This is a genomic window from Egbenema bharatensis FJBBOT/2019, from assembly GCF_048077055.1.
Lineage (GTDB): Bacteria > Cyanobacteriota > Cyanobacteriia > Elainellales > Elainellaceae > Egbenema > Egbenema bharatensis.
This window is the reverse complement of the sequence record NZ_CP182236.1, coordinates 212,200-233,485: the sequence shown is the minus strand read 5'-3', so window position 1 is coordinate 233,485 and position 21,286 is coordinate 212,200. Positions and strand designations below refer to the sequence as shown.

Below are 21,286 nucleotides of genomic sequence, written 5' to 3'. Positions count from 1 at the left end.
TCTAAATCAGTAGAACGGGACATTCGAACAAGCTCATTCAAACCAGTTCACGATCGAGCGCTCGGGTAACTATACGCTATCACAAGTCTAAAGCTGCGAATTCAACGGCTCCCAGAATCTTAAGGGATTCTTTCTGCGCTTCAGTTAAGCCAATGATCTGAGAAATATTCAGATTTTCATAGGGACGCTTGCTTCTAAGGGAGGCGATTTGCGTTCCAGATTCCGTTCGCCAGAGCTTGATTTCACCATCCTGACTACCGCTAGCGATCTGATCTCCCGCTGGGCTAAAAGCTGTTGCCCAAACTTCGCTTTGATGTCCGCTCAAGGTTCTCAAACAGTTTCCCGATCGCAGATCCCACAGTTTCACCGTACAATCTTCGCCACTGCTGACCAGGGTTTTGCCATCGGGACTGAAGGCAACAGACCAAACCCGCCCTTGATGGGAAAAAGTCTGCAAACAGTTCCCCGATCGCAGATCCCACAGTTTTACCGACTGATCACTACTGCCGCTGGCAATCATCTGTCCATCGGGACTGAATACTGCGGAAAAGACCAAACCATTGTGGCCTTTGAGTTCCTGAAAGCATTCCCCTGTCTGCACATCCCACAATCGAAGGGTGGTATCCTCACTGCTGCTGGCCAGGGTGCGACCATCGGGGCTGAAGGCAACCGACCAGATGCGCCCGGTGCGCGTGATCACCCTGAGGCATTCCCCCGTTGCCAGATTCCAGAATCGAATGGTGCGATCGACGCTGCCACTGGCTAAGATCGTGCTGTCTGGGTTAAAGGCGATGGACATGACCAGATTCGTATGACCCCTCAAAATCCGGGTGAGTTGACCCGTTTGGGGTTGCCAGACCCGAATCGTACCGTCACTACTGCCGCTGGCCAGGGTTTGACTATCGTGGCTAAACGCTACGCTCCAGACCCAACTACTGTGCCCTGCTAGGGTACGCTCGCACGCCTGGAGCTGCGGATTCCACAACTTGACGGTGTTATTGTCACTACCGCTAGCCAGCCATTGACCGTCTGGACTGAATGCCACCGATCGAATTCCAGGACTATAGCCCTGCAACGTTTTCAGGGATTGCCCCGTTTTGGTATCCCACAGCTTCACCATACTGTCATTACTGCCGCTGACCAGGGTGCGTCCATCCGGGTGAAAGTCCACTGACCAGACTCCATTCTGGTGTCCCGTTAACACCTTCAGGCAGCGTCCCTGCTCCAGATCCCAAATGCGAATCGTGGTATCGTGACTGCTGCTGGCAACTGTGCGACCATCTGAACTGAAAGCGATCGACAAAACGGTGTGAACATGGCCCCGAAGCGTGTAAAGGCATTGACCAGAGGCAATATCCCAGGCACGCAGGCTGTGATCATAGCTGCCGCTGACCAGGGTGTGCCCATCCTGGCTAAAGGCGATCGCCCGTACCCAGTCGCTATGCCCTTCAAAGATGTTGAGTAACTTCCCAGTTTGCACCTCCCATAGGCGAATGGTGTAGTCTGCTCCACCGTCACTGCTGGTGGCGAGAAGTTGCCCATCAGGACTGAAAACCGCAGAATTCACCGCCCCCCTGTGGCCCTGCAAAACCCGAATACATTTGCCCGTTGCAACTGACCAGAGCCTCGTGGTGCGATCGCTGCTGCTGCTGGCCAGCCAGTTTCCATCGGGGCTGAAGGTAACTGACCAGACCCAACTGCTGTGGCCGGTCAAAGTTTGCAGACAGGCTCCGGTTCGCACATCCCACAGTTTGATAGTTTGATCAAAGCTACCGGTTGCTAGAATCGGTTGTGTGGGACTGAAGGCGACGGAGCACACCCAACTGGTATGCCCTTTGCAAGTCGATCGTTTTTGTCCATTCAACGTAGACCATATTCGCACCAGTCCATCGGCATTTCCGGCTGCAAACAGAGTGCCATCCGGGCTAAATTGAACGGACAGAGTTGCCGTTAGCGTATCTGTGAACACTGATTTAGATAGATCAGAACCGGAAAAATTGACTCCATGCAGCGGCACTCCGACCAGATACGCCTGCCATAGAGTTAGATTCGAGCAATCCAACCCGCTGAAATCAGCCTGCAATTCCCGTAACAGGTTCAAAAGATTACCCCCAACATAGCCCGCCTGGAGGGGAGCTTCGGCTCGCAATTTCATCAGCATGGTCTTCAGGTGGTATTCAACTTGCCTGGGGCTGCCCAGAATAAGCTGCAATCCATCTAACAACGGTTGTAAAATCAGGCGAGTTTGAGCATGGCGCACATAGTCTTTGCTTTGAGCTTTAAGGAGGGCATAGTCTCGCAGAAAGTTTCTCTGGTGCTGAACAATTTCCTGGCAAACCTGCATGACCAGTCGGCAAGTGACGTATTCCATCACGACGGGCTGAAGTAAAACCTGTTTGTGATTGGTTTCCACCAGACACCGACGCACTAAGGACTGTACTGCTCCTAATAGTTGGCGTTTGGTCGGTTCGGCAACCACATCTGTTTCCAGGTCAGAGAGGGAAACTGGATCGCGGTTAATCGCCAACCAGTACATCACCTGCTGCTCAACTGCCGACAATCGCTCAAATTGCTGTTCCAGTAGATCGCTAATGTCCCCAAATTGGAACCGTCCTTCCTGCAATCTTGGCAACAGTTCGGTCATGTCTCCATCTACCAGTTCTTGAATGGCAGAAGCCACAATCCGCAAAGCCAGAGGGTTTCCCGCATAGTGATCCAGCACATCCTGCAATCGATCGCCCGGCCCGTAACATCCTTTGGCTTTAAAAATTTCCCATCCCTCTGGCTGCGACAATCCCCGCAGATGAAACGATCGCACAGGCAGGGTATCTCCTGCCAACAGCGCCACTTCTCTGGGTTTTTCGCGGCTAGTCAAAATTAAGCAGCTCTGGTGTTGAAATTCGCCAATTTGCTGAAACAAATGCCCGTAACCTTCATAACCGGGTAGATAGCGACCCACCTGCATTTCTCCCTGCAAGACCGATTCCACATTGTCCAGGATCAAGAGACAGCGATGCTGACGCAGATAGTGGAGTAAGCGAGCGATTTTTCCATCTAATGAATCCGGCAAATGTACATCCTGATGGTTGGAAACAAATTGAATCAAATCCGTCAAAATTTCTTCAATGGGCGGAGCATTCAGCAGCGATCGCCAGATGACATATTTGAACACTGTTTGATCACCGTTGATCATGAGATCTGCCAGCCGAATGGCCAATGTCGTTTTGCCCATCCCGCCCATGCCCAGAATTGCCACCAGTCGGCACTGTTCCTGCTGAAGCCACTGGTGCAAGGTTGCTAATTCCTGAGTGCGACCGTGAAAGCTGGCTATGCTGGGGGCATCTCCCCAGTCCTGACGATCCAGACTAATTTCTGAAGTTGCAGCAACATGAGTTGCAGAATAATGGAGGGAATGCGGACGGGAATCGAATGGCAAACTTTTGGAGGAAATGGCACTGTCAAAAGAATCACCGTTAAAGGTAGCAACTTCTTGACTGTCTAAGGATAATCGATCGCAAAGTTCTTCAAAAATGGCGCGATCGATGGGTTTTCCTCGCACAAATTTGCCGACGGTATCTAAGGACAATCCCATTTCTTCTGCAAGGGCACGCTGGGTAGGAAATCCGTTGCGACGCAGGGCAAACCTAACTCGATCGATATAGTTAGGACGAACTCGAAGAGACCTGGACATGATTTCAGGACGCTCAGTAAAGTGACGATGTAGACAGGGGGCGGTCAATGCGGTCGTGAAACGTCTTGGCAGTGATGGGAATCACTGAGCTTTATAGAATCAGCTTCACCAACTTTGATGAAGATTCCAGGAATTTTAATCAAATTTTCTTAAAGAAACGGTTCACTAACAGCATCCAGCCGGACTACCCTAGAAAAAAGCGATCGGCTATAGAATTAAAGCTATAGGTGTATAAAACTTTCGCAGTCTCCGAAACTTGCGTTGGGTGTCACGTATCTACTAATTGAGGAGACGGTATTTCAGTCAATCTACCGTGCGAAAGGTTGTGCTAGAGGTTACACCAAAGACGACTACCCTTTGCGGATGGTCTTCTTGTCTCCTAACCATCAGGGGTAACGTTCATTCCATGAACCCATCTACCGTTCTTTATTACTGGGTGTGACTCAGGAAACATGAAGGCTATAGACAAATCAATTAAGTTGTTCCCTCAACCCGCTCAGGGTCACGTTGAACAGTCGATCGCACCTGAACACATGGGCAGAGTGCGGTTTCAAGGCAGCATCTGGAAAGCAAAATTTGCTGAATCCCACTACAAACCTGTAGAACCTGGAGATTCTGTCAAGGTGCTGGGAGTTCAGGGTATTACGCTGGTAGTTATTCCAGATGAGTAGCTCAAAATAACCAGTCGCTCAAAATAACCAACCATCAAAATATGTAAATTGGGCAGACTCCTCAAGCCTGCCCTCACTGGGCAAAACGAATAGATAAAACCAGAAAGACTTCAACGATCCTGCGTCTCTAGTCGGCTGCATTCACCTGAACTGGAACGGGCTGCTTTTCAGTGCGCGTGGCTCTGACCACGACAGGAGACGAAGTCGCTTCGGGTAGACTCAGCGGGGTTTTACCGGGCAGTGCTTTGGCCTCGGTGGGTAGGGCTGTGCGGTTCCAGCAATCCACCAAATGCAGAACTAATCCAATCCCCAAATAACCAAGACTGGCAACGATCGCACTGTCACACAAGAATGTCACAATCGCTTCCATTGGTTTCCTCCTATCTCAAACGCAACAAACAGAATTTATTAAGGTTGTTATAACCTTCTAAAGATACTTTACAGGAGGTTTACCGGAAACTGCTCAACCTAATGAGGGGTGATGCCTGAGATCCCCACAATTTTGGTGAAAACAACTATAATTCAATTACACCTTTATTTGTCCTTACAGAACCTATAGGATTGAGCAGCTTACTGTGTTTGCAACCACCCTTTCCCACCCAAACCCGACTCAGGCAGCCCTACCCAATGATCTGTTTTCCGCCATTCAGGATTTGAAGCGCGAAATGAATGCGGTGATTCTGGCGCACTACTACCAGGATCCCGATATTCAGGATATTGCTGATTACATTGGAGATTCTTTAGGTTTGTCACGGCAGGCGGCGGACACCGATGCGGCTGTGATTGTGTTTGCTGGGGTTCACTTTATGGCAGAAACCGCCAAGATTTTAAACCCAGATAAGCTAGTCCTTTTGCCCGATCTGGAGGCAGGATGCTCTCTGGCGGATAGTTGTCCACCTGCGGCTTTTGCAGACTTTAAAGCGGCCCATCCCGATCATCTGGTGGTGTCCTACATTAACTGTACGGCTGAAATTAAGGCAATGAGCGACATTATTTGCACTAGCTCTAATGCCGTCAAGATTGTGGAGCAGATCCCAACCGAGCAACCGATTATTTTTGCCCCCGATCGCAACCTGGGGCGATACGTGATGGAGCAAACCGGGCGAGCTCTGCTGCTGTGGCAGGGTAGTTGTATGGTGCATGAAACGTTTTCAGAGAAGCGGATGGTGCAGCTTCAAGTGGCCCATCCTGATGCCGAGATTATTGCCCACCCTGAATGTGAACCTGCGGTCTTACGCCACGCTCGTTATATTGGCTCAACCACTGCCCTGCTGAAATATTCTCTGGAGAGCGACAGTTCTACCTTCATTGTGGTCACGGAACCAGGCATTATCCATCAAATGCAGAAACAGGCTCCCCACAAGCAGTTCATTCCTGCTCCTCCGACGAATCACTGTGCCTGCAATGAGTGTCCCCATATGCGGCTTAACACGCTGGAGAAACTATACCTGGCTATGAAAAACCGATCGCCAGAAATCACCCTACCGGAATCCACCCGCCTGGCTGCATTACGACCGATTCAGCGCATGTTGGAGTTGAGTTAAAGGGATTCAACCCTAAGAAACGGGGATTAAATAATCTGTCTATGGTTCTGCTTCTTTGACTGGGCGGGCAAGATGCCCACCCCACAAGAGGTGTAGAACTGGGCGGGCAAGATGCCCACCCCACAAGAGTAGGGGCGATTCGTGAATCGCCCTTGTGTTGGAATTATCCAGGAATAAAAATTACCGCACCAAAACCGTCATGTATTTTCCGGTAGCAAAGGGGGCAGGGATGATCGGGGTGAACTGAACTCGATCGGTTGCCAGCTTTCTGACATAGCATTCGTTCATGGTGAAGATCACCTGATCGCGTGTACCGATAATCCAAATTTGCACCCGCTCATCTTGCACAACGGGCAGCAGTTCGTTGAACTCTGAAGACATATTCTGTTCCTCGCTGATGATTTTAGGAAGAAAAGCTTAAGGTGTGGGAAAGCGTTTACGAGAAACTATCCCCAAGCTCCGTCATGCATCAGCGAGACTGCCGATCGCAGACCCACCACAAACAGGAATGATCTACAATCAAACAGCCTTGCACTCTGGGATGTTCAGAGAGTTAGGTTAGCTGGTTAGGGTTGTTGACCCCTTCCCTAATCAGCGTTACACCTCACCTTAAGCCGGATTGGTCACTGGCTCATTCTGGGAAGAAAAAACCAGCATCGCAACAGCATAAGGGATACGCCTGGGAAGATCAAGCGTGTTCAACTACTTTTTGGTGAATTTTTGGCAGGGGCAGACTGGAGATAAGCGGGTTAGATGGGTGTGGCTGGAATTTCTCTGGAGTCATCTCGATCGAAGTCTGGACAGAGGGGCTGCGGTTGGTTAGGTGCGGGGGTAATCAGGGCGATCGGATTGGGTTGTCCATTGACGCTGACGATCAGTTGGTGAAATTGCCAGCTTCCCTGCTCAAATCGGGTTTCTGCGTATTTGCCCAAAGATACCATTGGATATGAATGATGAATTGTTGAGAGAGAAATGTTGGGTTTCCTCCGTCAACCCAACCTACGAGGGCGATCGCACTAGATTTACTAGATGAGTATTTATGCTTATTAAATCTGGTTTTTTAGGAGACATCACAAGAATCGCTTGCTAATATTGGGTAATGAGAATTAAACCTGGCGTTGCATAATTGAAAGATGATTTAGGGTAATCTGCAATGCAATGTCCAGAGTGTGGGGCTACTCATATCCGTAAAAACGGTAAGAGGAAAGGTAAGCAAAATCACATTTGTGTCGCTTGTGGTCGTCAGTTCATTGATACCTACGACCCGCATCGAGGGTACTCAGACGAGTTCAGACGCGAATGCATCAAGATGTATCTCAACGGCTCTGGGTTTCGAGCGATCGAACGGGTCAAAGGAGTACACCATACCACGGTCATTACCTGGGTGCAGCAGGTCGCAACGCGCCTGCCGGACGCCTATGCACCGGAAACGCCCCCCGAAGTTGGAGAACTCGACGAATTGGAAACCTTTGTCGGCTCAAAAAAAACAAGATTTGGCTATGGACAGCCGTTGACCACTTCAAAAAGGGAATTTTAGGCTGGGTTCTGGGTGACCATAGTGCTGAAACCTTTGTCCCACTCTGGCAGACTGTGGCGGACTGGAACTGCTATTTCTACGTCACTGATGGGTGGTCGGTGTATCCCGGTTTCATTCCCGATGGCGATCAGATTGTCAGCAAAACGTATATGACTCGAGTTGAAAGTGAGAACACTCGCTTGCGGCACTATCTGGCTCGACTGCATCGCAAAACGCTGTGCTACTCCAAAGCCGTAGAAATGCTGGCTCACTCTATTCGGTTGTTACTTCACTACCTCAGGTTTGACGATGTTCCAGTTCCTCCGAGGTTCATCTCTTGATTCAGCAACGCCTTAAACCTTTATTGTTTGGTTTGCCAGTTGTATTTGGTACTGTTTTTAGTTTTCATCGACTATTGACTAATTATTTGAATTTTGAAGAAATAAGGGATGGTCAAGCTGTCCAAGAAACAGATTATGTGTATGACTTCCAAGAAATTGAGGTTGACCTACCAAATGGAAAACCGCTTAGGAGGACAGAAATATATCTTGTAAACCAAAAGACAAACACTCATTTTCGTATTCCAGCCCATTTCTCTTTTCGTCGTACTTTGGAAGGATTAGTTTGTGATAGTTGTATTAATGTTATTCAGTTACATGGCAGAATTTACTTTTTAACGCGAGCACATAATGGAGGTTCTGGGGGATACTATATTCACAGTATTGTAGAGATTACAGATGACCAAGCAATTGAGAAGGGACGATATTTAAGTTGCGGTAACGTCTACATAAGAAACAATCAAATAACATTTCCGAGGCATGAATCTAATTGCCCAGAGGTATTTCCCGATATGAGTTTGAATGCCTGGAAGTATGATGAATTTGATTTATTGGAACATTAAAGTCTACGGAACTGTGCTGTTAGTAAAACTTTTGGCTGTCGGATCTGGTTCACTTCACAGACTTGACAAACTAGCAATTACATCGTTGCCAAGATTTTCGAAGCTGGGCACCTTAAGGGTAGCTTTGACGAATACCCTGCATGACTCCCTCTACCTCCCTTATCATCACCAGCTACAACCGATCGGCTTACGTAGCAGCACCGATCGCTCCTGGAAGCAGTCCAGCAAGCTGATATCTCGGATGCACTCAAGGGCGATCGACGTTTCTTGCATGAACTGATTACCCTGGCACAGGCATATACCTCAGTAAATCCCGCAGACTGTCCAGCGGATGATCCGCAATTCTTTCTCAACACTTTATGGAATGGACAAGATGAAGCTGCCATTGAGAAAGGGGCGCAGGAACTAACGGCATTTATTGCGGGCTTTGCTGATCCCAATGCGATGATCGCCTATGCTCGTCGCCTGATTAAGGTGGCGAAACATACCCCTGGACTGGAAAGCCAACACAACGATGCCACCTTTTTGCATGAGTTAGTGAATCTGGGGCGAACTTATGCCGCGATCGATCCGGTTGATGATTCAGAAAGTGGGGCGAAAGATTGGAAGGCGGCACTCAACCGTTTTGCCATCGAGTTTGAAGATAGGTTTCCGCTTTAACTTTGCTCCCTGACACAATCTGTTTGACATATCCTCTCTTTCCCTTCTCCCCCTCCTCCCTCCTCTCCCTCAGTTGTTTTACTGGCAGGCAAGATGCCTGTGCCACGAAAGCCATCTCCTGTCTCCTCCTCACTCCTCACTCCTCACTCCTCACTAAAATAAAGATGTTGTAACAGGAGTTAACCTATGCGACTACTACACACCATGCTGCGCGTCGGCAACCTGGAAGAGTCCCTCAAGTTTTACTGCGATGTTCTGGGGATGAAGCTCCTGCGGCAGAAAGATTATCCGGGTGGTGAATTTACCCTGGCATTTGTGGGGTATGGGGATGAGTCGGATCATACGGTACTGGAACTCACCTACAACTGGGGAACCAGCCAGTACGATCTGGGCGATGCCTATGGCCATATTGCGATCGGCGTGGATGATATCTATGCCACCTGCGATCGAATTAAGCAGCAGGGCGGAAATGTGGTGCGGGAACCTGGCCCCATGAAGCATGGCTCTACGGTGATTGCCTTTGTACAAGACCCCAGCGGCTATAAGGTGGAATTAATTCAACTGGGGACGCAGGGAACTGCCTCGAAACCGCCAACTGCCACAGCGCAAACGGTATAATCTGGATGCCTTGTGGGCGGTGATGTGAACTAACTTGCCCCTGGGCCCGTAGGAATTGGTCTAGATGAATTATGTCGATCGTCCCTCGTCTGCTTTCCGATTGTCTCTTGAGCCTCTTGATAGGTTGGATAAGTTGGATGCTGAGTTTTGGTCTGGTGACTCAGGCGGCTGAAGCAGGGGCGATCGAACCCTATGTTTTGCGATACCTGGATGCCAAAGAGCCGGTTTCGGTGTTAGTGAATTCCCAGGGAGAGATGCAACTATTTTCGGCAGAAGACCTGTCAGCAGGACAGCAGTTGTTTTCAGAGAATTGCCTGAACTGCCATGTGGGAGGGGCAACGCTGCCCGATCCCTCCGTCCCTCTGTCCCTGGAGGCTCTGAAGGGAGCCGTTCCTCCCCGCGACACCCTGGAGGAATTGGTGGCATTTATCCGGCAACCCATGTCCTACGACGGCAGTAAAGAGGCTTATCTATGTCGGCAGGTTCCGGAAAGCTGGCTCTCCCAACCGGAGGTTGAAAATTTAGCGGCCTTTGTGTTAAGGGCAGCCGAAAAGGCACCGGGCTGGGGAACGCGCTCTTTCTAAAATGCCGAATAGAATATTCCAAAATCCCGAATAGGAACGTATTTCGTCAAATATTCAGGATAGAATCTCTAATGAGAATGGAATCCAACTTAAATCTCCAGAGGTATTTCATGAAACTGTTTACTTCCTTTTCGCGGAGTTTAAGTCTTGCCCTTTGTACGATCGCCCTGGTGGTTGGCAGCTTTTTGATGGCGGTTTCCCCTGCTGCTGCTGAAACGGTTACGGTCAAAATGGGTACAGACAGCGGTATGCTGGCGTTTGAGCCTTCTACCGTAACGATCAAATCTGGCGACACTGTCAAGTGGGTCAACAATAAACTCCCTCCCCACAACATCGTGTTTGAGGGTGCTATGGCAAACAAATCCCACCAACAGCTTATGTTCTCTCCTGGTGAGTCCTACGAAGCCACCTTCGATGAGCCAGGAACCTACAGCTACTTCTGCGCGCCTCACCGGGGTGCGGGTATGGCCGGCAAAGTTGTTGTGCAATAGTCCACTTAATTGGCTTGTGACAAGTCGATTACTGCATTCAATTGCATAAATTACTAGATGGGGTAGTCTTTGGGCTGCCCCTAATTTTTTGTTTGTAGCCCCTGGCATGGGTTCAACAACTTTTTCCAGGGAGTGAGGCGTGGGGAGTGAGGAGTCATACCGATTCAAATCATTTGCACGGCAGATAGATTGCCTGTAGGGGCGCACTGTGCGCCCTTACCGAGATGTGCAATCTCTCAACCCAATAAAAATCGCTGGAAAATTCTGTTTTCTGATATAGTATTTATGTACTAATCGTTGGTTTGAGACATGGGTGACTCATATCAATCCGAGGATGTGCTGCGACAGTTGCAGGACTTACAGCAGTGGCAATGGCGTGAAGAAAAGGGTTTAACCGGTTTGGAAGACTTTTCGCCGATTCAAGGAGATTTACCGCTCGATCCGTCTTTAGAGCTGGCAGTGATGGCTCTGGTTCGATCGCGTTATCGAGGCATTGCCCAGTGGCGAGTTCATCAAACCTATAGTTTTACCTGTGAAGGAGTCTTCCTCAAAACCTATGTCGAATCCTGGGATCCGGGTATTCCCATTCGTTTCACCCCGGAAGAGGCGATCGTGATTGCCCGTCATTTGGGCGAGGATCAGGGGAGTGCATGAGTCTGGTGCCTTGCTGCTGACTCCGAACTAGCTCAGAATTGATCCAAACCCCCAATCAGGTAGAGTACAATCGGCGGACAGCCCTTTATCAAACCCGAATTTGTGAACCCAGCCCATGAAGTCAGTTATTACCGTTGAGTTACCGCAGCAATCCTACGAGATTTCCATTGCGCCTGGAGGGCTTGATCACCTGGGGGCGTGGATGCAGCCCCTGAAGTTAGGCAAAAAAGTTTTGCTGGTGTCCAATCCAATGGTCTTCCGACGGTATGGAGAACGGGCGATCGCATCATTGCAGCAGGCGGGCTTTCAGGTGGCGCACCATTTGATTCCCGCAGGCGAACGCTACAAAACGCTGAACTCCATCCAAAAAGTCTATGACTGTGCCCTGGAACATCGTCTGGAGCGATCGTCTACCCTGGTGGCTCTGGGGGGTGGCGTGGTGGGAGACATGACTGGATTTGCAGCAGCAACCTGGCTCCGGGGGATTCACTTTGTCCAGGTGCCAACCTCCCTGCTGGCAATGGTGGATGCAGCGATCGGCGGTAAGACGGGCGTAAATCATCCCCAGGGGAAGAACTTAATTGGGGCATTCCATCAGCCGCGTTTGGTGCTGATTGATCCCCAGGTTCTGCAAACTCTACCCGCCAGAGAGTTTCGAGCTGGGATGGCGGAGGTGATTAAGTATGGCGTGATTTGGGATGCAGAGTTGTTTGCTCAGCTTGAGTCTGCCAAACGGTTAGATCAACAACGCTATGTCAGCGATGAGTTGATGCAAACCATTCTGACCTGTTCTTGCCAGGCAAGGCCCACGTCGTCCGCCAGGATGAGAAGGAAGCCGGACTCCGGGCTATTTTAAACTATGGCCATACGATCGGTCATGCGGTGGAAAGCTTGACGGGCTATCGCGTGGTCAATCACGGGGAAGCAGTGGCGATCGGCATGGTGGCCGCCGGACGGATTGCCGTGAATTTGGAGATGTGGGGTGCAGCCGAGACGGAACGCCAGGAAGCTTTGATCCAGAAAACGGGATTACCCACCCAACTGCCGCCAGGATTAGATATTGAGGCGATCGTAGATGCCTTACAAACCGATAAGAAAGTCGAGGCGGGCAAGGTGCGGTTTGTGCTGCCCACCGAAATGGGTTCAGTCAAAGTCACCGATCAGGTTCCGGCTGATACAATTCGGCAAGTTTTGCGAGGAATGAGAAGTGAGGAGTAGAGAACTCCAAGTTGGATTCAATACAAAACTTCTACTCGCAGAGTCATACCTAAGACTCACTTAAATAGCCTTATAAAGCAGAGAAACTCCCTCATTCTCAATGTGATGTAAACCACATTAAACTCATAAAAATAAATTTGCAATTTCCACTCAAAGCCTTACCAGAACAGCTTTAGGGAAATTTACCTCGTGAGATATTTACTCAAACTCTAGAGGTAATTACAGCTTTTCTAAACTCATGAATTTGAAGGATGAAGAACGGCTGAAATTTATGAAGAATAGAGAGAGAAAAGGTTGAAGCTGACTTCACTTTTTCGTTGCCGCTCAACATAACAAATATATGTTTTACCACAAGAAACGACTGCAATACTTTACCAAACCCGAAAGTCCTGACCCAATTTATGCAAAACAACTGCAAGAGCTGATTGGTGGGCCCTTTGGGGAAATGTCCGTCATGATGCAGTACTTGTTCCAGGGCTGGAACTGTCGTGAACCTGCCAAGTACAAGGATATGATGCTGGATATTGGTACTGAAGAAATTGGGCATATTGAAATGCTGGCCAATTTGATTGCCCATCTGGTCGATAAAGCACCTGCGGATGTTCAGGAGAAAGCTGCAACTGACCCCATTGTCAAAGGCGTAATGGGAGGCATGAAAGCTGAAGATATCATCACCGCCAGCATGAATCCTAAGCACGCTGTGATGACGGGTGGTGGAGCTGCACCAACGGATAGTGTCGGTTATCCCTGGAACGGGAATTACATCGTTGCTTCGGGAAACCTGATGGCTGATTTCCTCTCTAACGTGCAGGCAGAAGCTCAGGGTCGTTTGCAGGCGGTGCGGCTGTACGAAATGTCCACTGATCCAGGCGTAAAGGATACTCTCAGCTATATGATCGCCCGCGATACCATGCACCAAAATCAGTGGTTAGCGGCGATCGAAGAGTTGAAGGCGGATGGTCTGGAAGATCTTCCGGTTCCCAGCCGATTCCCCCGTGAACTGGAGAAGCAGGAAGCGTCCTATCAGTTCTGGAACCTGTCCGAAGGAATCGAAAGTAAGGAAGGCGGCTGGGCAAAAGGCGAAAGCCCGGATGGGAAAGGACAATTTGAGTATCTGGAAAACCCAGAACCTCAAGGGCCGATCGCAGAAGCTCCCACTCCTAATCCCAAGCTGTATGCGACTCCCAAAAAGTAGAACTGAATGAGTTGGGTTAGTAATTTAAGTTCAGATTGCCAGAACGGGGGTTTTGCCCCCGTTTAACTGATCCGGTCGATCGCCCTAACCCTGGGGTTGGGGAATGGACACATCAATTCGAGTCACTTGTGTATTTGGATTCAGACTGTCCAGCGGTGGATTGATTTGGGCTGCACTGCCCACCACCAGCGTCACCAGGTTTTCCGGCTTCAGATTCGCCTGGGCCGCTTGCAGGACATCATCGGTTGTCGTTGCTTCCACCGCCTGCTGATACTGGAAAATAAAGTCCTGGGGATAACCGTAGTAGTCGTAACGTATCACCCGCGCCAAAACCTGAGAGGGAGTCTGGAAGTTGAAGATAAAGGCATTTAACACCGAATCCTTGGCTCTGTTTAATTGCTCTTCAGCGATGGGAGCTGTACGAATCGCCCGAATTTGCTCCTTTGTGGATTGAATAAAGGGCACGGTGGACTCCGATCGCGTTTGCCCTCCCCCAACAAACAGTCCAGGATAATCAAACCGGGGCGACCAGAGGGCATAGACAGAATAGGCTAGTCCCTGACGCGATCGCACTTCGTTCACCAGCTTGCCCCCCAGCCCATTGAGCACCTCATTCATCACCGACAGGGCCGGATACCCCTCCTGGTTCAACTGTCCACCCAAATGACCGATCTGGACATTACTCTGGGTCAACTGGGGTTGATCCACCAGAAATATTCCCCCTGTCTGACCTGAGCCACTTCCTGTACCGTCGTCGTTTGGGCAGATACCAACTGTGTCTGAATGTCCTCCGGAGCCTGCCAGTCTCCAAAGGTCTGCTCAATCAGGGGACGAATGGCAGCCGAATCAAAATCCCCGGTGATGCCCAGAAGCACATTCTGCGGTTGAATCGTTTGTCGATAAAAATTCAGCACATCGGCACGGGTAATATTATCCAACGTACTGTATTCCACGGTTCGAGCATAGGGACTCTCTTCGCCGTAGATTAACTTTTGAAATTCTCGATTGGCGATCTCCCTGGGGTCATCATTGCGACGGGCGATCGAACCCCGCCACTGGTTTTTAACCAGATCAATACGATCTTGAGGCAAGGCTGGCTGGCGCAGAACCTCAGCAAAAAGCTGCATCACCTCCGGTAAATCTTCACTGAGGGCACTAAACCCAGCACTGCCGTTGGCCACATCAATGCTGGTTTCAACCGCAGCCGCTCGCTGTTCTAAAAGCTGATTCAGCTCATCGGCAGGATGGCTCAGCGTTCCCCCACTCCGCATCACGTCCCCTACGATACTGGCCAGCCCCGTTTTCTCCGATGGCTCCAGACGGCTACCCGTGCGAATCATGGCAGAACCACTCACCAGGGGCAGCTCATGATCCTCCAGGAGATACACCCTCATGCCATTACTGAGTTCAAACTGGCTGTAGTCTGGAATCGTCAGTTCCGGGGCGGGTGGTAATTCTAAATCTGTATAGTGGTGAGGCGTGATGGCCAGGGCAGGCGATCGCCCCCATCCAAGTCCCACCCACAGCACGACGGTCAGCATAATCAAGCCGTACTTCAGCAGCTTCTGACTTCCGTTAGATTCCCACATCATTTAACCACCGCATAGTTTATGTTCTGAACAGCCGATCGGTTTGAATCAGCTGAAAGATTGTTGTTGATTGCAACCTAACCAGCTGGGAGCAACTTACCCACCGTCAAATTCTGAGGTTGAAAAAGCTCCTGGGCAACCCGTTGCACATCCTCCGCCGTTACTGCATCCAGCCGTTTCAAATCCTCAAATAGATTCCGCCAGCTCCCCGTTTTCGCTTCGTACTCTGGCAGCAGACTGGCCATACCCTGATTTGAAGCTAGGGTTTGCAGCAAGCTGGCACGAGTTTGGGCTTTGACCCGATCGAGTTCTTCCGGGGCGATCGATTCGGTTCTGAGGCGATCGAATTCGGTCTGCATTACAGTAGCCACTTCATCAACGGTGTGATTGGGCGCAGTGAGGGCATAAACCAGCATCAAATTAGTGAAGCGATTACCAGGAAATGTCGGAGAAATATTGACGCTGAGGGCCATTTGAGTGTCAATCAAACTGCGATATAGCCGAGAAGTTCGCCCACTGGTGAGGATGCTGCTAATGACGTTGTAGATCTGGTTGTCGAGGCTGGTAATGGGCGGTCGCTGATAACCCTCCATGTACCAGGGCTGAGAAGGAAATTCAACAATGACTTCTCGCGGTTCTGTGCGTTCCGGGGGAACCACCTCCAGGGGAGGCACAGGCGATCGCGCCTGGTAACGACCAAAGTAAGCCTCTGCAAATTCTCGAACCTGGTTGGGATCTACATCTCCCACGATCGCCACAATCATATTGTCCGGCGTGTAGTAGGTGTCAAAAAACGCCTGGATATCGGGGCGAGTAATGTTGCGAATGTCCGCTTCATAACCGATCACCGGACGGCTGTAGGGCTGCCCCTGCAACGATTCTCCCAGAAACTCCTCAATCATTTTGCCGATCGGAGAGTTATCAGTCCGGGTGCGCCGCTCCTCCAAAATCACTTCCCGTTCTTCATGGAAACCCCGAAACACCGGATCTAAAAATCGCTCCGACTCCAGCGACATCCAGAGTTCTAATTTATTAGACGGAAAGCTGTAGAAGTAGCGGGTGGCATCAGCAGAGGTGGTCGCATTCAACCCCACACCACCGGATTGATCAACAATTTGCCCATACTCATTTTGTTTGACGTATTGCTCCGCTTCCGCCTGAATTTGCAGAAACTCTTGCTGAAGTTCCACCACCTTATCTGCCTGACCTGCCTGCTCTGCGGTTTGTATTTCCTCAAACAGCTCATCCAGGCGATCGAGTAAAGGAGCCTCCGCCTGATAGTCAGTTGTACCAATTCGCGTCGTGCCCTTAAAGGCTAAATGCTCCAGATAGTGAGCAATCCCCGTTTTTCCATCCTCTTCCTCCGCCGCCCCTACATTCACATAGGTCATGAAGGAAATCACTGGAGCCTGATGCCGCTCCATGACAATAAACCGCAGTCCGTTGTCCAGGGTGAAATCCGTAATTCGGTTTATCACCCCGTCAATGTAGGGCTGAATGTTCATTTCGGAGCGAGGTTCAGCCTGGGCCAGCGCCACTGGAGAAAAGCCTGCCCAGAATAGGAGCATGACCAGCCAGCAGGCAACCCAACGCCGCCAGCGCCATTGAATTTGTGAAAAGATTTGATCCAGCGAGATCTGATTTAGCGAGATCTGATTTGATGTGAATCGATCGAGTCGTTGCATGGAAGCCGCAATACGCAACACCAATAAACCAGGATAAGGACTTTTTCAAAAAATTGCCCGTAACAGTTTGAAACTTTAGATTTTGAGAGGCAATTTTGAGTGACCAAAGCGCAGGTTGAATGGAATCATCGAACTCATGGGATGCAATGATGGTAGTTAGTGTGATTGTGCCGAAGGGATGAATTTGATGAATCAGATGGATAAGCAGTGGTGGGGTCGTTTCAAGAGTTTCAGGCAGAGCAGACCGGCGATCGGCCCTTTTGTGGCGCGTTTCCTGAGCGGACTGATGGTGGTGACAATGAGCATCCTGATCATCGGCATTTCCCCCGCCTGGGCAGGGTTAACCGATGACCACTACGATGGCAATATTTTCGCCCTGTACGCTGGAAATGGGTCGCTATTTCCCTCCAGAGTCAACCTGGCAGAAGCCCTCCAGCGCGACAAGCCGGTGCTGCTCGTATTTTTTGTAGACGACAGCCGCGACAGCAAGGAATATGCAACGGTCGTCTCTCAACTGGATGCCTTCTACGGTCGGGCGGCCAACATCATTCCGGTCAACGTGGATGCGATTCCCCCGAAAGACGGCTACAGCTCCACTGAACCGGGTTACTACTACAAAGGATTTGTTCCCCAGACTGTGCTTTTAGATCAATCAGGTAAAGTTGTGCTGAATGAAGTAGGCTCGATCGCCTTTGAACAAATAGACGATGTGTTCCGTGAGGTGTTTGATTTGCTGCCGCGATCGGAATCCGTAGAACTTAAGCGTCGTCCAATCAATGAGTTAAACACAGAACTGGTAAAACCATAAGGGGGTAAAACCATAATTCTTGTGGGGTGGGCATCTTGCCTGCCCAGTTCCCAACTCTTGTGGGGTGGGCATCTTGCCCGCCCATTCCCCCAACCTATTCTCTAACTCAATCCATAATTCTTGTGGGGTGGGCATCTTGCCCGCCCATTCCCCCAACCCGTTCTTTAACTCAATCCGATCGCTGACCACTCGCATGGGCAAGCTGACATTGGGTACACAGCCCAAAAAACTCCAGCGTGTGATAGAAAATCTTAAATTGATAGGACTGATGGAGCTGATCCTCCAGGTCGTGAACCGGGCACTCTTCGATCGGAATCGAAGCACCACACTGAAGGCAAGTTAAATGGTGTCGATCTTCTTTAACCAGACTGTAGAGCGATTCGCCATTGCCTAAGGTTCGTACCTGCACGGAACCCTCTAGCTTGAGCGCATCCAGGGCCCGATAAACCGTAGCTAACCCCATAGTTTGGTTGCGGCTGCGTAGCTCCACATAGATATCCTGGGCGAGATGGCCCGATCGAGCGTTTGCAAAAGATTGAGAATGCGCTCTTGGCTGCGGGTGCGGGGAGACTTCATCATTGAGCTATTTTAATCTACTTTCCATTCTCCCAAAGCAGCAGCAGAATCCCAACTGTTTGGCGATCGAATTCGGGGGATGAAAGCGATTAAAGCTGGGTGTTGGTGAAACTGCCCTAACTCAGCGTTTTGCTAGGAAGCACCTGATCTCGCAGAACACGCCGACGGTGAAGCGATTTACGCAAAATCTCAATGAATGAGAGGGGTATGGCAATAAACCAAAACAGTGAAGCGATCGCCACCACAACCCACGACAGAGTATGCTTCTTCGAGGTGGTGCGATCGGATAGGAAGGATGTCATCATGATCAATGCGACGATTAGCGCATTCGCAACGTAGATCATTAGCAAAAGACTGACTTGCATTACCCAGGCTCCCGGAGCGTATGATTCTATACTATTAGGTCTGCTTTATTAGTGTTCCCTTTTGCATGAAATTTAACACTGCTCAACTGAGCATTCACCCTAAAAAATTTTGGTAGAGAAACTTGGTAGAGAAGCAATATATTTTGATGATTGAGACAATCAGCGAAGCATCCTGATGATACCTTCAACCTGAGGCAGTTCGGGTGTGATCTGACCACACTCCAATAACAAGATTTTGTGAAGGTAGTTAGCTGTACTTTAGACGTACTTTATATTCATCCAAATCTGTCGGGGGAATCAGGATAAATTTGGCAAGGTCTGGCAAGAATTTTTCTCAAACTTTTAATTGAGGTTCAGGAATTTTTCCAGCGCATTTACTGCCGCAGGCGGCCAGCGGCGAACGTTTGCCACCCATTCCAGATCCTTGTAGCGGGTATCCAATCCCATCACTGCGACCCAATTGCTTTCCGCTTCTCCCTGATTTCCCTGAGACCACAAGGCAGCGGTTAACGCCGCTCGGACATCTGGAAATTGAGGATATTTACGGACTAAATTCCGCATTTCTCGAACTGCTTCTCTCGTCCGGCCAACCTGATAGAGCGCAAGGGCATAGTTTGCTCGGGCGAAGGCAAAGTCTGGAGCCAGTTCAGCCGCATGGTAGTAATCCGCGATCGCCTTTTCCCATTCCCCAAAGCCTGCCTCAGCGTTGCCGCGATTGTTGTAAGCAGCAGGATCGTTTGCATCAAGTTGCAAAACGTGGTTGTAGTCAGCAATCGCCTCTTGCCATCGAGCCAACCCTTCTAAAGCCGCACCCCGATTTAGATAAGGATCTGGAGCTTCAGGAGCCAGTTCAATCGCATAATTATAGTCTTCGATCGCCTCCTGTAACTTGTTCTGGCTCACCCTGGCATTGCCTCGATTGCTCCAGATGGCTGGTTCGTCGGGAAGGGCTTTGATCAGCTTTGTCCAGTAGGTTTCAGCAGTGGCAAAATCTCCGGCATTCGTTGCGGTGAAAGCTCGATCGCGCCATTCTGCAATGGACTCTACCTGTTCAGCGGAAAAGTCTGGAACTGTGTCAGCCAAAGCAATGTTTGCTTGGGACGGGCTGACGATTCCCAGCCAGAGTAAGAGGATGAGTAGCAGTGTAGAGAGGGATTTCAACATAGCCTAAATCATGACAGGTCTTGGAGTTTCGAGCAAATAGGTAGGGAAAACCTGCCTCCATCCGCAGGCTCAGGTCGGTAATGAGTCATCTGTGAGACACACGGTTCTCTGGTTCCAAAGTTATATTAAGAATCCAAAGGCTCTGAGTTAACTCTGCTCTTGCCCCCCGATGTTCCCATCGTTGAGCAGAGTCATGTCTTGCTAGCATCCTGTACTACGCCAGGGTGGGTTCGTCGCTTTTGATTTTCATTCAGGATTCAGCACATCCCAAATTAGATCATGAGGTGGTTATGGCTTTATATGCAGAATTGCATCGGCATCTAGGGGGGTCGGTCGTGCCTCGCGTCCTCTGGCGGTATTTTCAACGAAACCATACTGACTTAGCAGGATCGTTTGAAGGATACGAAGTCTTTGAGGATTTTTACACTCGCCCTCGCAAAACGCTAGATGAATATCTGGAACTGCATACGTTGGTGGAAAAAGTGCAGACGGACGAAACCCTGCCGTACTTTATCTATCGACTGATGCGAGGGGCGTATGTGTTTGAGAACCTGGCTTACCTGGAGTTGCGCTACACGCCCTACCTGCGAACACCCGACACATTAAGTCAAACTGAGCGGATTGATCGCATGACTCAAATTGTCGAAATCGTCGGCAAGTCAAGCGAGATGATTGAATATCCGATCGTGACCAGTCAGATTCTTTGTATGCACTCCCGGTTGCCCTATGAAGTAAATCGGGCGATTGTAGACTTGGCTGCACAGATGCCTCAGTATGTCTGTGCCATTGATCTGGCAGGAGGAGATGCCCACTACCGCGATCGGCTGGATGAATTCATTGACCTGTACGAGTATGCGCGCTCCCTGGGCTTAAATACCACGGGACATTTGTACGAAACGGAGGAAGGGTGTTATCCCGAACTGTTGCCCTTCTTGATGCGGATTGGTCATGGCATTCAAATTCCGTTGCAATTCCCCGAACTGCTGCCAGAACTAGCCCGGCGCGGTCAATGCCTGGAGGTTTGCCCCACCACTTACCTCAAAACTGGAACCCTGGAGCATTTGCATCAGTTGAAAGTCGTGTTCGATCGGTGCTTCGAGGCGGGGGTCGATATTGCCATTTGCACAGACAATGCTGGGCTGCACAATGTTCGTCTCCCGTTCGAGTATGAGAGCTTACTCACCCATGACATCATCGGGTTTGAGGAGCTGCAAGCTTGTCAGGATGCGGCTTTCCGCCATGCATTCGCCTGGAAGCATAAGGAAAGACCCGCTTCGATTCTGAGTAACATCTTGCTACATCCCGAATTTGATCCAGTGGCCTGAGCCCTGATTGGGTCACGCAAACCTTCGTCAA

Annotated in this window: 19 protein-coding genes and 3 pseudogenes; 13 read left to right on the top strand and 9 right to left on the bottom strand. The window is 49.9% G+C overall.

The genetic code is table 11. The annotated features are described in order from the left end of the window. Nucleotides 1–79 precede the first annotated feature (79 nt). The gene (locus ACM1PF_RS01085) at nt 80–3,691 is read right to left on the bottom strand and encodes an NB-ARC domain-containing protein (RefSeq protein ID WP_416671667.1); all 3,612 of its coding nucleotides are present in this window, start codon (nt 3,689–3,691) and stop codon (nt 80–82) included. A gap of 452 nt (nt 3,692–4,143) precedes the next feature. On the opposite strand from ACM1PF_RS01085, the gene ACM1PF_RS01080 reads away from it, so the two are divergent. Further along, entirely contained in the window at nt 4,144–4,362 is a 219-nt protein-coding gene (locus ACM1PF_RS01080; protein ID WP_416671664.1) for an NfeD family protein, read from the top strand. 127 nt (nt 4,363–4,489) lie between these two features. Here ACM1PF_RS01080 and ACM1PF_RS01075 read toward each other — a convergent pair whose 3' ends face one another. Continuing rightward, nucleotides 4,490–4,732, bottom strand: coding sequence for a hypothetical protein (locus ACM1PF_RS01075; protein ID WP_416671661.1), 243 nt, complete (start codon nt 4,730–4,732; stop codon nt 4,490–4,492). A gap of 205 nt (nt 4,733–4,937) precedes the next feature. Here ACM1PF_RS01075 and nadA point away from each other — a divergent pair, with 205 nt between their 5' ends. Further along, nucleotides 4,938–5,906, top strand: a complete 969-nt coding sequence (gene nadA, locus ACM1PF_RS01070; protein WP_416671659.1) for a quinolinate synthase NadA — start codon at nt 4,938–4,940, stop codon at nt 5,904–5,906. Nucleotides 5,907–6,086: 180 nt separating this feature from the next. Here the strand turns inward: nadA and ACM1PF_RS01065 are convergent, their stop codons facing one another. Together ACM1PF_RS01065 and ACM1PF_RS01060 are read right to left on the bottom strand one after the other, a co-directional pair. After that, nucleotides 6,087–6,287 (bottom strand): hypothetical protein, encoded by a 201-nt coding sequence (locus ACM1PF_RS01065; protein ID WP_416671656.1) that lies wholly within the window; start codon nt 6,285–6,287, stop codon nt 6,087–6,089. A gap of 368 nt (nt 6,288–6,655) precedes the next feature. After that, nucleotides 6,656–6,847, bottom strand: a complete 192-nt coding sequence (locus ACM1PF_RS01060) for a hypothetical protein (protein ID WP_416671654.1) — start codon at nt 6,845–6,847, stop codon at nt 6,656–6,658. A gap of 212 nt (nt 6,848–7,059) precedes the next feature. Between ACM1PF_RS01060 and ACM1PF_RS01055 the strand changes: the two genes are divergently transcribed. The 9 genes and pseudogenes from ACM1PF_RS01055 to ACM1PF_RS01015 all read left to right on the top strand — a co-directional run bounded on the left by ACM1PF_RS01055 (nt 7,060) and on the right by ACM1PF_RS01015 (nt 13,743). Next, nucleotides 7,060–7,763, top strand: a protein-coding gene (locus ACM1PF_RS01055) for an IS1 family transposase (RefSeq protein ID WP_416665731.1) whose coding sequence is annotated in 2 segments (ribosomal slippage) — nt 7,060–7,395 and nt 7,398–7,763 — 702 coding nt in all. Because the reading frame shifts where the segments join, the coding sequence is not laid out codon by codon here. Continuing rightward, nucleotides 7,760–8,323: a hypothetical protein gene (locus tag ACM1PF_RS01050; protein ID WP_416671651.1), complete on the top strand. Its 564-nt coding sequence runs from the start codon at nt 7,760–7,762 to the stop codon at nt 8,321–8,323. Before ACM1PF_RS01055 ends, ACM1PF_RS01050 begins: the two co-directional genes overlap by 4 nt. 267 nt (nt 8,324–8,590) lie before the next feature. Beyond that, nucleotides 8,591–8,983 (top strand): hypothetical protein, encoded by a 393-nt coding sequence (locus ACM1PF_RS01045; protein WP_416671648.1) that lies wholly within the window; start codon nt 8,591–8,593, stop codon nt 8,981–8,983. Nucleotides 8,984–9,169: 186 nt separating this feature from the next. Then, nucleotides 9,170–9,601 (top strand): lactoylglutathione lyase, encoded by a 432-nt coding sequence (gene gloA / locus ACM1PF_RS01040; RefSeq protein ID WP_416671645.1) that lies wholly within the window; start codon nt 9,170–9,172, stop codon nt 9,599–9,601. Between the two features lie 137 nt (nt 9,602–9,738). Beyond that, on the top strand, nt 9,739–10,185 hold the full coding sequence (gene psbV2, locus ACM1PF_RS01035; protein ID WP_416671642.1) for a photosystem II cytochrome PsbV2: 447 nt from the start codon (nt 9,739–9,741) through the stop codon (nt 10,183–10,185). Nucleotides 10,186–10,295: 110 nt separating this feature from the next. Continuing rightward, a complete protein-coding gene (petE, locus tag ACM1PF_RS01030; protein WP_416671639.1) occupies nt 10,296–10,676 on the top strand; it encodes a plastocyanin in 381 nt (126 codons plus the stop codon). Nucleotides 10,677–10,985: 309 nt separating this feature from the next. Continuing rightward, nucleotides 10,986–11,330, top strand: a complete 345-nt coding sequence (locus tag ACM1PF_RS01025; RefSeq protein WP_416671637.1) for a hypothetical protein — start codon at nt 10,986–10,988, stop codon at nt 11,328–11,330. Between the two features lie 115 nt (nt 11,331–11,445). Continuing rightward, a pseudogene (aroB, locus tag ACM1PF_RS01020) lies at nt 11,446–12,548 on the top strand (3-dehydroquinate synthase). 340 nt (nt 12,549–12,888) lie between these two features. After that, nucleotides 12,889–13,743, top strand: a complete 855-nt coding sequence (locus ACM1PF_RS01015; RefSeq protein WP_416671635.1) for a manganese catalase family protein — start codon at nt 12,889–12,891, stop codon at nt 13,741–13,743. 84 nt (nt 13,744–13,827) lie between these two features. Here the strand turns inward: ACM1PF_RS01015 and ACM1PF_RS01010 are convergent. Together ACM1PF_RS01010 and ACM1PF_RS01005 are read right to left on the bottom strand one after the other, a co-directional pair. Further along, nucleotides 13,828–15,332 (bottom strand): annotated as a pseudogene (locus ACM1PF_RS01010) (M16 family metallopeptidase). Between the two features lie 77 nt (nt 15,333–15,409). Further along, nucleotides 15,410–17,017 (bottom strand): M16 family metallopeptidase, encoded by a 1,608-nt coding sequence (locus tag ACM1PF_RS01005; protein WP_416671632.1) that lies wholly within the window; start codon nt 17,015–17,017, stop codon nt 15,410–15,412. A gap of 286 nt (nt 17,018–17,303) precedes the next feature. On the opposite strand from ACM1PF_RS01005, the gene ACM1PF_RS01000 reads away from it, so the two are divergent. Further along, on the top strand, nt 17,304–17,825 hold the full coding sequence (locus ACM1PF_RS01000) for a thylakoid membrane photosystem I accumulation factor (RefSeq protein WP_416676528.1): 522 nt from the start codon (nt 17,304–17,306) through the stop codon (nt 17,823–17,825). Between the two features lie 169 nt (nt 17,826–17,994). Here ACM1PF_RS01000 and ACM1PF_RS00995 read toward each other — a convergent pair. From ACM1PF_RS00995 to ACM1PF_RS00985, 3 genes and pseudogenes are all read right to left on the bottom strand, one after another. Then, a pseudogene (locus ACM1PF_RS00995) lies at nt 17,995–18,401 on the bottom strand (Fur family transcriptional regulator). 116 nt (nt 18,402–18,517) lie between these two features. Next, the gene (locus ACM1PF_RS00990) at nt 18,518–18,766 is read right to left on the bottom strand and encodes a hypothetical protein (protein WP_416671630.1); all 249 of its coding nucleotides are present in this window, start codon (nt 18,764–18,766) and stop codon (nt 18,518–18,520) included. Nucleotides 18,767–19,108: 342 nt separating this feature from the next. Next, nucleotides 19,109–19,930 carry a tetratricopeptide repeat protein gene (locus ACM1PF_RS00985; protein ID WP_416671629.1) on the bottom strand — a complete coding sequence of 274 codons (822 nt, stop codon included), beginning with the start codon at nt 19,928–19,930 and terminating at the stop codon, nt 19,109–19,111. A 290-nt stretch (nt 19,931–20,220) separates the two neighbouring features. Between ACM1PF_RS00985 and ACM1PF_RS00980 the strand changes: the two genes are divergently transcribed. Beyond that, a complete protein-coding gene (locus tag ACM1PF_RS00980; protein ID WP_416671628.1) occupies nt 20,221–21,255 on the top strand; it encodes an adenosine deaminase in 1,035 nt (344 codons plus the stop codon). Nucleotides 21,256–21,286 lie beyond the last annotated feature (31 nt).